Source organism: Sphaerisporangium sp. NPDC049457 (assembly GCF_055586705.1).
Map to the genome: position 1 here is coordinate 28,993 of NZ_JBVJHR010000015.1, position 14,103 is coordinate 43,095.

1 protein-coding gene is annotated in these 14,103 nt (G+C 74.1%); it reads right to left on the reverse strand.

Annotated features, from left to right (window positions below; genetic code table 11):
• Positions 1 to 4 precede the first annotated feature (4 nt).
• Complete coding sequence (locus ACZ6QO_RS23265; protein WP_465853685.1) at positions 5 to 13,990, reverse strand: hemopexin repeat-containing protein; 13,986 nt, start codon at positions 13,988 to 13,990, stop codon at positions 5 to 7.
• Positions 13,991 to 14,103: the final 113 nt, after the last annotated feature.

Consider the following 14,103-nt stretch of genomic DNA (forward strand, 5'->3'; position numbering starts at 1 on the left):
CGGGCTAACGCGTGCCGGCCTTGTAGGTGAGGACCAGTCCGATGTTGCGTAGCGCCGTCTTGTCGCCTTCCAGGGTGAGCGTCCAGCCGGGGCCGCCGGTGGCGGCGACCCGCAGGCCCGGCGTCGGCACGTACCCGCCGCCGGGCAGCGCCAGTGAACGGCCGCCCGCGCCGAGCGTCAGGCGCACGGGCGCGCCGCCGGCGACGTCGGTCACCGCCTGGACGCCGGTGACACGCGGGTCGGCCAGGCCGGGGAGCAGCTCGGCGGTGACCGGCAGCGCCAGCGACCGCGCGTCGCCGGCGGTGAACTCCTCCCACTGCTCGGGGAAGTCCCGGGCGAGGTCGAGGAACCGCGCGGCCGGATAGGGACGCAGCATGCCCTTGACCGCGTTGGCGAAGACCTCGCCGCCGTTCCTGGCGGTGTACCTGACGGTGATCACGACGTCCCTCAGGGCGGCCGGACGGGCGCCGGACAGCGCGAGGCGCCAGGTGGACACCGCGCCGGTGCCCTCGAACGGCAGGTAGCGGTCGTCGTCGAAGCGCAGCTCGAACAGGCCGTCGCCGTCCGCGCCCTCCTCGACGTGCGAGACGGCGATCTGCCGGCCGGCCCGCCAGTCGGCGCGCACCGTGGCCGGGGCCGCGCCCTTGGGGTCGAGCAGGTGCTTGACGGCCTTGGCGTCGGCGTCCAGCACGGTCTTGTGGCCGAGCTGGGTCAGGGTCGCGTTCAGGTCGGGACGCCCGCCCTCCGCGTCCTGGAACGACAGCCCCACCGTCCTGATCTGGCGGCGGTAGTGCCCGGGGAAGTCGCGGTCGAACAGGGCCTCGGTGAGCGCGAACTCGCACGTGCCGGTGTCCGCCAGGCGCAGCATCGCGAGCGGGTCGAGGGCCAGCAGCGACACCCGTTTGACGATCTCCAGGTCGCGGGTGTCGGCCGCGAGGTAGGCGTTGGCGAGCACGTCGAGGTCCATGCCGAGGCTCTCGCCGGCCGTCAGCCCGGCGCGGCGGCTCTCCCAGTGCAGCGGCCGGACGCAGACGGGCCCGTCGGAGACGCCCCGCTCGAACCGGAAGGCCCGCTCGGCGGCCCGCGCCATCTCGTACGCCATCCCGTACGCCTGGAAGTACATGCCCGACAGGCGGCCGGCCATCCACTGGTAGAGGTCGGCGCCGGAGAACTTGTCCTTGAGGAACGCGGCGACCGCCTGCTGGTGCGCGATCTCCTGTACCTGGACCTCCAGGTCGCGCTGCGCGGCGGTCAGCGCGTGCCCCGCGCCCGTCACCTGGTGCTCCGCCTGTGCGAGGTCGTTGCGCGCGACGTCGACCTGGAACCGCCAGTCCTGCTCCGTGCGCTGGTACTCGGAGACCACGCCGAGCAGCTCGCCCAGCACGCTGAACGACTCGCCGAACTGCTCGGGGACCTCCGCCGCCTTGTCCAGCGCCTTGCCGACCTGCTTGCCGCCGTACTCGGTGCCGAAGATGAACGGGCCGAACAGCACCTGGGGGACGCCGTGCGCGATGGAGGCGCCGAGCTTGAGCCCGCCGGCGGCCAGGTGGGTCGCGGAGGCCAGCGCCATCGTCGCGATCTGCGCCTGCTGGATCTGGGACATGCCGTCGTCGACCAGCCGCTGGTAGTGCGCGAGCCGCGCCTTGATCGTGTCCCGGCCGGCCTCGGCCTCGCGCACGTTCTCCTCGGCGGCCCGCGCCTGCGCCTGCTTGACGGCGAGGGCCTGGGCGAGGATCACGGCCTCCTGCCGGGCCTGCAGCAGGGCGAGTTCCTCGGAGTCGCGCCGCTCCAGGACGCCGAGCAGGGCGTCGCCGAGGGAGCGCACTTTGTCCACCAGTTCCTGGGCCCTGCGCAGCAGCACCGCGAACCGGTGCTCGGGCACCGGGACGGGCGGCGCGGCGGCGGCCGCGGCCGCGCCGGGCTCGGCCCCGCCGGCGACGGCGCTCACCAGGGCGGCCGGGTCGACCGGCGGGTCGAACAGCGGCACGGGCCGGCCGACGCCCATGATGTCCAGCGACTGCCTGATCTTGCGCAGCCGGTCCTCGACCCGCGTCCAGTACTCGGCGAACACGGCGTTGCCCGGGATGGTGAAGTAGGGGTCGGCCACCCCCGCGTGCACCGCCCCTGGGCCGGTGAGCATCTCGCCGCCTCCGGTCAGCTCCGGCAGGCGCTCCTCGCGCTCCAGGTCGGCGTAGCTGCGCGCCGTCCCGGTGCCGACGGCCGGCCGCAGCCGGCCGGGACGGTCGCCGAGCAGGTCGTGGGCCAGGATGTACAGCATCCGCGCCTCGTCCACGCTCTCGGCCGTGTACTGGCGGAACAGCATGTCCCCCCAGTCGAGCAGGTTGTCGACGTAGGCCATGACGACCGCGCGGCGGTAGGCGACCGGGCGCAGCGCGGCGATGGCGTGCGGGTCGAACGGGTCCTCGCGGTAGGCCGCGAGCAGCCGGCCGTTGTCGCCCACCAGGTCGTACTGGCGCCGCAGGCCGTTGACCAGCGCGACGCGCTCGCGCAGCTCGGCCAGCACCGCCCGCGCCCGGGGCGTCTCGGCGCCGGTGACGGCGTCCACGGTGGGGCCGAAGTCCCGGGTGGCCAGGTCCCTGAGGTGGTCGACGTCCGCGTCCTCCAGCGCGCGGTCCTGGAACGCCGCCGCGAGCGACCTCAGCCGGTCCAGCTCCGGGCCGAGCTCGGCCTCCGCCCGGGACACGTCGGCGCCGAGCCGCCGCAGCTCCGCCAGGTCGCCCGCGCAGCCGTCGGCGAGCGCCCGCGCGTCGATCGCCAGGAACGGCAGGAACCGCCAGTACGCGTCCGGCTCGGTGGGGTCGAAGATGTACTCGTACCACCGTCGCGCGTCCTCGAACCGCTGGGCGCCGTTGAGCGCCTGCGCGATGAGCAGCGGCGCGTGGAAGAAGATCTCCCAGTAGTAGACGCTGTTGGCGCTCTGGAAGTCCAGGTAGGAGCTGGTGGGCAGCCGTTCGGGGGTGACCTTGTCGCCGCGCACCCGCACGGTCGTGGGTCCCGCCTCGCCGGCGCCGAAGGCGGGCAGCTCGTCGGTCTCCTGCGTCTCGGGGGCGAGCAGGGCCGCCACCCCGCCGGCCAGCAGCCGCCGGTTCAGCACGAACGCGGTGCTGGTGGTGAGGCGGACGATCTCCTGCGGCAGCGTGGCGAACTCGTACGGGACGGCCACCTCGGCGTCCTTGGCGTAGCGCGCGTACCGGTCGCCCATGAACAGGAACAGCTCCGCCGGGGTGTCCAGCGCCCCGGTGAGGCCGGTCTCGACGCCGTCGGGCAGTTCGCCCCAGTTCCCGGCGATCGGCGCGTACGCGGTGACGGCGTCCAGCTCCTGCCCGGGTTCCCAGACGGCGTAGGAGTCGCCGCTGAACACATACCGGTGGCCGGACTGCCGGAACACCGCGGTGACCGGCCGTTCCATCGCGCGCGGGTAGCCCTGGTCCGTCACGCCGGAGGGCGCGCCGTCCGGCCCGAGGGTGTAGCGGGCGAACTCCGTGCCGCTCGTCACGTACAGCAGGCCGTCCTCGACGTAGGCCGCGTCGACGGTGCGCCAGCGGCTGCCGAGGTCGCGCGTCTCGTACGTCTCGGGCTCGCCGTCTCCGGCGCGCAGCTCGTAGGTCTGCGCGGTGTTGTCGAAGAAGCAGGAGAAGCCCTGGGTGACCAGCGCCGCGCCGATCGGGCTCCAGGCGGGCAGGCCGTCGGGGTTGCCGGCGAGCGTCTTCGGGTACCCCTCGTCGAGCCTCAGCCGGCCGTCGTCCCCGGCGAGTGTGTACCGCAGGTAGCGGTCGCCGAAGACCATGTAGGTGCGGCCGTCGCGGACGAAGGCGGCGTCCAGCCGGTCGACGGCGAAGGCCATGTCGTCGCCGCCGTCGGTGCGGTCGCGGGGCGGGGTCCAGCGTTCGCCCATCGGCCAGACGGTCTCCAGCGAGCCGGACATGGCGTACCCGCCGCGTTCTGCGGAGAAGAAGTACTCGGTGCCGTCCGGGCCGGTGAACGCGGCGTCCACCGCCGACCATCTCGGCAGGTCGTCGCCGTTGTCGCGCATCCGCTGGGGGAAGCCTGGGTCGGGCGGCCCGATGGGGGCCCCGCCCGTGCAGCGGACGTACTCGTCGCCGGAGAAGAGATAGACGTGCCGGGCGCGCACCAGCACGGCGTCCACGACGCCGGTCGTGGTGAGGTTCTCCGGCGGCCTGCCCCAGTCGCCGGCGATGGGCAGGTCGGTGTTCGACCGGGTACGGCCGGAGGCGATCCTGACGTACCGGCCGCTGTGGTCGTCGAAGAAGTACCGGGTGCCGTCGGGCAGTTCGAACGCGGCGTCGATCCGGTCCCACGCGGGCAGCCTGTCCTTGTTGCCGCGCAGCCTGGTCAGCCGCGTCTCCTCGTCGGGGGCCGGGATGACCGGCCTGATGAGGAAGCTGCCGCCCTTGTGGTCGACGCTCAGCCAGTGCCGGTCCGGTGAGGAGGCCGGCCGGTTGAACCGGACGACGGCCCCGGCCCCGACCGCGGCGGCCTCCTCGGGCGCCAGGATGTCGGCGACCTCGCCCGGCCTGCCCGTCTGCGCCGCCAGGCCGGTCACCGGGACGGCGTACAGCTCGGGGGTGAGCGCGAAGGAGATGGCGCCCGGCGCGGCGGGCAGGGCGCACGAGACGAGGATGGCGTCGTGGCCGGCGTCCTGGCCGGGCGGCGGCGCCTGCCACGCCGGCGGCGGGGTGCCGGGCGGCGCGCCGTCCCACGGGCCGGGCAGCGGCGCCGACCACACCGACAGCGGGATGTCGGGCGGCGCGCCGCTCCACAGGATGTCCGCGGACCCGACGACCTGGGCGGGAACCCACTCCTGGTTCAGGTTGCGGAAGGAGTAGAAGATCTTCACGCGCTGCGCCGAGGGGGGCGCGGAGACCTTCTGCTCGTCGCCGACGCGGGTGGCCGTGATCTTGGTGTCGGAGGTGTTCCGCGGGACGACCGCCTCCACGCCCACCCAGAAGACGAACACCCGGTCGAAGGCGTAGATCGGGTAGACCTTCTCGGCGTCGATGCGCAGGTCGATCTTCAGCCACGGTCCCCAGGTCGTGGAGAGCCGGACGCCCTCGCGGAACTCGGCGTGCCGGTAGTAGAACCGCTGGGGGGCGGTCCTGGTGCGACCGAACAGCACCAGCCCGCGCGTGCCGCGCCCGGCGCCCTCGGGGACGTAGACGTAGCCGCCCGCGATCGCCAGCCGGGACACCTCGGTGTACTCGTCCAGGTAGCGCTTGTAGGCGCGCTGCGCGGTCTCGTCGGTGATCTCGCCCTGGAGCAGGTCGTTCTCCAGTTCCGCGAAGGCCGGGGTCTTGGTGTCGCGCAACTCGGGACGCAGGTAGTTCTCCGGGTACAGGAAGACCTTCCGGTTGGCCTCCCAGGTGCGGTAGCCGCGCATCCAGCCCCACAGCGCGCGGATCCGCGCGCGCACCTCGCCGGCGTCCAGGCCGGGGTACACGGTGACCGGTTCGAGGTCCAGCAGGTAGCGGTGCAGGTAGAGCTGGACGGCGGCGATGGCCTCCTTGACCCGCGACGTCATGCCCCGGGCGCCCATGTCCACGTCGACCAGCAGGTGCTCGAACAGGTCGCGCGAGGTCCGCAGCCCAGGACGGGCGGCGAGCACGGCGGAGACCAGGGCGTCCCGCTTGCGCAGGTTCAGCTCGTCGTGCACCTGCCGGGACAGCTCGGCCCGCTCCTCCGGCGGACGCGCCCGCGCGAGCAGGCCGTACAGGACGGACGCGGCGCGTTCCAGGTCCGCGGCGCGCTCGGCGGCCGAGGCGTGCTCGCCGTGCGCCCGCGACCAGATGTCGGCGTACACCGCGGACGGGCCGAGGCCCAGCCGGTCGGTCATCCGGAACAGCTCGGCGAGCTGGAGGACGAACTCGATCTCCAGGCGGTCGCCGGGGCGCGGCGCGCCCGGCAGCAGGTCCCGGTGCCGCTTGGCCCACCTCAGCTCCTCGACGTCCCAGCCGAGCAGCCCGGCCAGGCCGCGGTAGGGGTCCTCGACGGGGACGGGGCCCGCGCCGAGCTGGACGGCCGGCCCGCCGTCGCCGGGGTGCTCGCGGGACAGCGCGGCGAACCGGGCGATGATCGCGACGTCGTCCAGCCGGTAGTCCGCCGCGGCGGACCAGCGCCGCGCGAACGGCTGCGGGTAGGCGCGGTCCACGGCGGCGTACCGGCCGGCGCCGTCCGGGCTCCCCTCCCGGGACGCGCCCGAGTAGCGCACGTACTGGTCGCCCTTGACAAGATAGGTGCGGCCCTCGAAGACGAACGCCCCGTCGATGCCCGCCTCGAACGGCGCGGGCAGGTCGCCCCAGGCGTTCCTGACGGCGCGGGGGTGGCCCTGCTCGACATGGTCCAGGTCGCCGGGCGCGTAGCGGGCGTACTGGTCGCCGCGGAAGGCGTACAGCTCGCCGGCCGGGGTGACGAACGCCGCGTCGATCCCGGGCGGGCCGGCGTCGGCGAACGCGTTGCGCACCCTGCCCCACACCCCGGCGACCGGGCGCGCGGCCGGGTCGCCGGCGCGCAGGTAGTGCCTGCCCTTGAACAGGTAGACCTGCCCGTCGCCGCCGGTGAACGCCGCGTCGATGCCGTCGTGGAACTCCTCGGGCAGCGCCGCGACCCCGAGCTCGGCCGGCAGCGCGGCGGCGATCGTCCGCGGGTACCCCTCGTCGGCGAAGGACAGGTCGGTGCCCGAGTAGCGCACGTACTGGTCGTCGGAGAACAGGAAGGCGCGCCCGCCCGCGACCAGCGCCGCGTCCACCCGGCCGCGCTCGGCCAGGGCGTTGCGCACCCGGCCGGCGAAACCCAGGTCGTAGGTGGCGGCGGCCGTGCGCGACACCACGTGGCACTCGCCGCCGACGAACAGGTACACGGTGCGCTGGTTGGCGACCACCGCCTCGACCAGCCGGTCGTGGCCCGCGGCGACGCGGTCGGCGAGCACGTCGTCGAACGATTCGGGCAGGTTGGCGAACGCCTCCTCCTTGCGCAGCTCGCCGATGATCGGCTTGGGGTAGCCGGGGTCGGCGTAGCGGTACTCGGCGCCGGTGTAGCGCACGTACCGGTCGCCGGAGAACAGGAAGGTCGTCGAGCCCTGGTACACGAACGCGGCGTCGACCCGCGCCACGTCGTCCACCTGCCCGGAGCCGTCCGCGTCGGCCGCGCCGTCCGCGCCGAAGAGGCCGCGTGAGCCGCCCCACCGCTCCCTGGTCGACGCGGGCGGCGAGAACACGCCGTCGCGGTAGGCGGTGAAGCGGCCGGCGAAGAAGAAGTACGTCACGCCGTCCCCACCGGTGAACGCCGTCCGCACCACCTCGCCCGGCCGCAGGTCGCGGCCGAAGCCCCGCCAGATCCGCTCGATCGGCCGGGGGTAGGACCACACGCCCGCGGCCTGGTCGTACTGCAGGCATTCGTCGCCGTGCAGCAGGAGCATGGTGCTCCCCTCGAACAGGACGGCGTCCGGAATGGTGAAGCCCTCGGCGCGGTAGGCGTCCGGTATGTCCCAGAAGCCGGCGTCGGCGGTGCGCGGGTACCCCGGGTCCGGGGCCCGGTAGTCCTCACCCGAGTAGACGACGTAGCGCATCGACCCGTCGGGGCCGGGCTTCTCGAACAGGTACGTCCTGCCGTCCCGCACGTAGGCCAGCGCCACGCTCGCCAGCCCCGCCCAGTGCTCGCCCACCGGACGCGGGCCGCCCACGTCTCCGGGACCCGGTGTGCCGGTGTAGGTGACGAACTGGTCGTCGCTGAACAAATAGGTGTTCCCGTCGCTGCCGACGAACGCGGCGTCGACGATGCCGCGCTGGTGGATGTTGTCGCGCGGCCACCCCCACTCCTCGGCGAGCGGGTAGTCGCGCCCGAGCCGCACGTTGTAGCAGGACGCCCCCTTGAACAGGTACGTGGTGCCGTCGGCGCCCCGCAGCACGGCGGACAGGCCCGTGCGGTACTCGGGCGGAACGGCGCGCAGCGTCCTCGGCCGCACCGGCGCCGAGGTGGGCGCGATCCCCTCCAGCGCGCCGAGGTGGCGCCAGCCGTCCGGCCCCTGCGCGACCACCCGGCCGTCCTCGATGAACGCGCAGGTGACCCCGGCCAGGTCCAGGTGGGTGTAGCGCCGGTAGAGGCCGTCGGAGACGACGTGGCAGTCGTTCCCCTTGAACAGGTAGACGTTGCGCCGGTCGGCGAACGCGGCGTCGAGGCCGCCCTCCAGCGGCACGTGCAGGTTCCGCAGCCGCGGCTCCTCCGCGAGCGCGGCGATCGGGCGCGGGTACCCGTCCTGCACCGCCGAGTAGTCGTGGTCCTGGTAGCGGACGTACTGGTCGCCGGAGAACAGGTACGTGTGGGTGCGCACGACCTCCACTCCGTCGACGGTCTCGGTCGTGTCCGCGACGAGCGTCGCGTCGACCCGTCCCGTGCGCGCGACGGCGTTGACGACGTTGCCCCAGAACGGCGTGACGGACGCCGGATAGCGGTCGTCCACCCGCGTGTAGTCGGCCGTCGAGTACCTGACGTACCGGCGGCCGGAGAAGAGGTAGGTCTTGCCGTCCTTGCCGACGAACGCGGCGTCCACCCGGTCGAACGGGAGGCCGTCCCAGTCGTCGCGCAGCGTGCGCACCTCCGACCACCAGCGCCGCCTGGCGTCGAACACCACGAACCGGTCGCCGGAGAACAGGTACGTCAGCTCGTCGCGGCCGGTGAAGACGGCGTCGACCCTGGCGAACCTCGGGTCCCCGGCCAGCCCCGAGGGCAGGTTCCACCAGTCGTCCGACAGCGGCCGGGGGTGGCCGGGGTCGGGTGTGGCGTAGTCCCTGGTGGAGTAGCGGACGTAGTACGTCGTCTCGTCGCCGGGGGCGCCGCGCACGGCCAGCCGGTCGCCCTCGCGGCGCACCTCGACGCCGACGCCCTGCTCGGTGGTGAGCCGCCAGGCGCCGGCCCAGCCGGTCGCGGTACGCGGACCGTCCGGCGCGGCCTCGGCCGTCTCCGCGCGCGCCGACGGAACGGCGCGCGCGTCGTCGGCGAGGGCCAGCCCGTGCTCGGCCAGGCGGTGGCGCAGCGTGCCGGGGACGCGGCCCGCGTCCAGCTCGCCCTCGGCGGCGGCGGCCTCCTCGGGGGCGAGCGGGACGTCGAACAGCCGGCCGGGCAGGCCGAACAGATAGGTCCTGCGGTCCAGGACGAACGAGGCGTCCACCCTGCGCAGCCCGCCCCAGTCGGGCTCGACGCGGCGCGGGTACCCCTGGTCCACGACGGAGTAGTCGGACGTCGAGTACCTCAGGTACCGCTCGCCGCTGAACAGGTAGGTCTTGCCGTCCATCCCGACGAACGCGGCCTCCACGACGCCGCCGGCCAGCACCTCCGGCAGGACGCCCCAGCGGCCGGCCACCGGCACCGCCTGGTCGGCGGCCGCGTCGGCCCCCGTGCCGTCCGGAAGTGCGATCGTCCTGCCGTCCTTGAACAGGTGGACGACGCCGTCCGCGGTCGCGAAGGCGGCCTCCAGACCGCCCTCGAACGCGACCGGCGCGCCGGGGAAACACGTCTCGATGCGCAGCGGGTACCCCTCGACGGCCAGGACGCCGTCGTTCTCGATGCTGTCGGCGTACCGCGTCACCTGGTCGCCGGCGAACAGGTACACCGCGCCCGAGGCGTCGGCGTACGCCGCGTCCACGCGGCCCGCGCCCGCCAGCGTGTTGCGCACCCTGCCCCAGGCGCCGGCGATCGGACGGTCGGCGGCGTCGCCGACGGTGAGGAAGCGGTCGCCGCTGAACAGGTGGACCGCGCCGTCCCTGTGCTCGAACCCCGCGTCGATCGACCGGCGGAACGGCGCGGGCAGCGGGGTCCGCCGGTCCTCGCCCTCCCACCATTCGCCGATGCTCCGCGGGTACCCCTCGTCCACGACGGTGTAGTCCGCGCCGGAGTAGCGCACGTACTGGCCGCCGCGGAACAGGTAGGCCCTGCCCTCCTCGTCCACGAAGGCCGCGTCCACGCGCTCGGGGTCGTCGAACGCGTTCCGGACCTCGCCCCACACCCGTCGCCGCTCCACCCAGCGGGCGCTGCCCGGCTCCCTGACGAACGTCCGCGAGGCGCCGTCGTCCCCCCGCGCGACGATCCACTCGGCGCCGCCGGGGACGGTGAAGGCGGCGTCCACGCTCCGCAGGCCGGCGAACCTGCCGGACAGCTCGGTGAGCGGCCGCGGCCGCGGGTCGGCCAGGGCGTAGGTCACCGGCGAGTAGACCCAGTAGGCGTCGTCCAGGAACAGCAGGACGCCGCCGTCGGCGCTCTCCAGCAGGGCGTCGAACCGGTCGACACCGGGCGGCAGCGCCAGCGGCTCGGGATACCCGCCCGTCAGGTCCTGGTCGCGGAAGGCCACGACCACCTGCGCGGCGTCCATTCCCAGCTTGGCCGCGAGCAGGGCGAACCCGCGGATCCGCCGGTAGGCGCGCCGGAAGCGCGGCCCCACACCGCCGGCCGTGCCGGCCGGGCCCGTCCCGCCCGGGACGGCGTCCTCTGCGGCGGCGTCCCCCGCGGCGAGCGCGGGGACCACCAGGACCTCCATGGTCTCCGCCGCGTCGCCGCCGGTGACGCCGGAGCAGATGGCGGCGGCGGTGTCCGCGGGCACGCCGAGGGCGTCCTGCAACAGCGCGAACACCAGCGTCCTCTGCCGGTCGGCGAGCTCGCCGAGGGTCGCGACGATCTCGGCCATCCCGGCCGACACCTCGATCGCCACCGCGTGCAGCAGGTGGAACAGGTCCTTGGCGAAGTCCTCCAGGCCCGCGACCGTGTAGTCCAGTGCGTTGCCCGCGTCGCCGAAGTACCCGAGCCGCGGCAGGGGGACGGCCAGCGCCCGGTTCAGGTCGCCCTTCTGGACGAGCATGTCCACCAGCCGGGCGCGCTCACGCTCGTCGAAGTCCAGCGCCGCGAGCGCCGTGAGGTCCAGCCGGTACGGCCGCTGCTCCTCCAGGACGGCCGCGACGCGGGCGGACACCATTGCCGCCTCCGCGTCGGTGAACCACGCCCCGACCAGCGACGCGCCGGGCCCGCCCTCCAGCGCCCCGGCCAGCGCGTCCACCCGCGTCAGGCCGTCATCGGTGAACGCGCCGTCGAGGTCGGCCAGCACGCGCCCGGCCACCGCCGCGTCGGCGATGTCTGAGAAGTCCTCGGGGACGAACGTGCACAGCGTCGCCCGGAACTCCTCGACCTGGGCGCGCAGGACCGAGAGCACGGCGCCGCGATGGGGGTGGAACTCGGGCGGCAGCGCCAGGTCGTCGGCGCCGGCGGCGAGCAGCGCCTCCTTGTCGCGGTAGGAGCCGTCCCCGTCGAGGTAGCCGTTGAAGCGCAGCGCCTCGACCAGGGCGCCGGCCTGGGGCTCGGTCAGCGGAAGCGCCGCGAAGACGGCGGGGTCGAGGACGAGCCGTCCGGTGTGGAACCGCTCGACCCGCTCGCGGAGCCTGTCCAGCACGGCGGGGGCGACGTCGCCGAGGTCGGCGTTGACGACAAGCAGTTCGATGTCGGCGTCCTGCGGTTCCTCCTTCATGAAGGGACCCGGCCAGAGGATCTCGCCATCGGGGTCGACGTAGCCGTTGAAGACCAGGTTGTCGTACAGCTCGGCCTGCTCGTCGGGGGAGAGCCCCAGCGAGACCAGATCCGACGGGTACAACCCGGCCCCGTCCGTCCCCGCCACGTCCGCATCCGCGTCCGTCACCGCCGCGTCCGTGCCGGCCGTCCCCGTAACCTCAGCATCCGCGTCCGTGGCGGCCGTGCCCGCCGTCTCCGCGTCCGTCGCACCCGCCGCCTCCGCGTCCGTGCCGGGCGCCGGTGCGCCGCACAGGCGGGCGATCAGCTCGAAGAGCGCCCGCCGGTGCGGGGAGAAGTCGCGGGCCAGGCGCAGCTCCTCCCCCTCGCCGGGAAGCCTCTCCGGCACCAGCACGCCGTCCGCCCGCAGGTACCCGGCGGTCACGAGCCCGGCATAGATCTTCGCGGTCAGCCGCTCGTCGAGGCCGAGCTCCAGGAAGTCGTCCACGGTGAGCACGGCGAGGTCGGTCAGCGCGTCGTAGGCCGCCGGCTCCGCCTTGGCACGGTCGAGACGGAGCACCCGGTCGTCGCCCGGCGAGACCACGCCGTCGTCGTACGCCGTCAGCACGTCATGGACGACCTGGGACGCCCGCTCCCCGAAGCGGTCGGAGACGAAGGCGCCCGGCCCGAACGCCACGCCCTGGAACTCCCGGGCCAGGTCCGCCGCGACCTCGGCCGTCCCGTCGCCGTCGCCGTCACCGGCCCCGGCCCCACTCATGATCTCGGCCAGGTCCTCGACGCCGAACCCGTCGGCCCGCATCCACTCGACGACGCCGAAGAGCGTCCGCGCCAGCCACAGGCTCGCGGCGGCGTCCCCGCCCTCCAGAATGCGGTGGCAGTCGCGCGTGCCCGGGTCGTCGCCGAGCGGCAGCCCCCGGAACGGCGTGTAGCCCTGCCGTTGCGGCGCGGGATCGCCCTCCACGGCCGCGAGCACGCCGAAGAACTCGCCCGTGCTGAGGCCGAGCGCCGCGCTCAGCCGGGTCACGCGGTGCAGCAGCGACAGGGCGGCCAGCCCGATGTCCTCGCGGTCGAACGGGCCCGGCTCCAGCGGCATGCCCGCGTACCTGCGGCGATAACGGGTGACGATCTCCACCAGGTCCGCCTCGCCGACGGCCAGGGAACGTGCCACACGGCGGCGGTAGGCGGCGTTGCGCGGCGCGAGGATGTCTCCCGGGCACCGCAGCGCCTCCCCCGCCGGGGGCGGGTCCGGCCAGGGCCAGATCAGGGCGTGCTCGTCCCCCGCCGGCTCGTCCCCCCGTCCCCACGGCGCCGCCACCAGGTCGTTGAACGTGCGGGTGAACAGGTCAGCAGGGTCGGCGCCGTCGCGGGCACCGGTCGTGTCCATCGGGGCGGCGAGCCCGCAGACCACGTCCACCGGCAGATCGCAGGTCCGGTGCAGGTACACCGCGGCGGCGAGCACGCGGAGCGCCGCCGCGTCGATGCGGTTCTCGCAGCAGTTCCTCAGCACCAAGTCAAGATCGGCCATCGGCAGGCCGGTCCCGCGGGCCAGGCGGACGAACCGGTGCGCCCGCTCGAACCACTCGAAGGGCACGGGCGTCTCCCCGTCGCCCCGCACGAGCCGCCGTCCCTCCCCGTCCACGCTCACGGGCGCGCCGCCCTGGTGGACGAAGAAGGCCGACGCCTCGGCGTGCGGCGGACGCGCGATCGGGAGGAGGTTCCCGAACAGCAGGTCCCGCAGTTCGGCGGCGGTCAGCATGGTCGCCCGCATGAACCGGTCGACGTCCTGGAGCGCGGCGAGCGGCTCGTCCGGGCCGAGGCCGTAGCGCTCCTTGAGCGCCGGCTCGTCGGTGAGCGCGGTCGTCACGATCGCGGCGTCCTCGGGGGTGAGGCCGAGGTACTCCCGGGCGACCACGTCGGCGCTCACCCGTGCCGCGAACGCGCGGTAGAAGTCCTCGGGGGCGATCTCGAACCGGCGCAGGTACGCCTTGAACCGCTCGTCCTGCAGCGAGAACGGCTTGTCGAACGGGAACCGCAGCTCACGCAGCCGCGCGTACGCGTCCGCGGCGGCTTCCGGCCCGGCGCCGCCTCCCGGCGCCGCGTCCGGATCCGCGTCCGGGTCGGTCTGCGTGTCCGTCTCCGCCGCCGGGCCCGCAGCCGCGTCCGGGGCCGAATTCGTGTTCGCGTCCGCCGTGACGAGCCTCGCCAGCACCTCGTTGACGATGTCCAGGTACGGGACCTCGGCGTAGGTGCCCGCCTGATCGAGGATCACGTCCTTCAGCCCCGGCCGCCGTTCGAACAGCGACGGCTCCTCGAAGTTCTCCTCCACGAGCCGGATCAGGTCGGCCAGGTAGGCCGCGGGCGAGCTGACCGACCGGGACGCGTCCTGCTCCCCGAAGTCCAGTTCACCGAAGAGTCGTTCGTAGCTCGGTAAGGAGCCTTCTTCGCGCAAGAGATCCTCCAGCCCGGATCCGATGGAGCGAGACCACGTGCCGCCGACGGCCGTCGGCCTCCCCTGTGGACGGCGCACGAGATCACATGGTGCGCCGGCCGGCGGACACGATC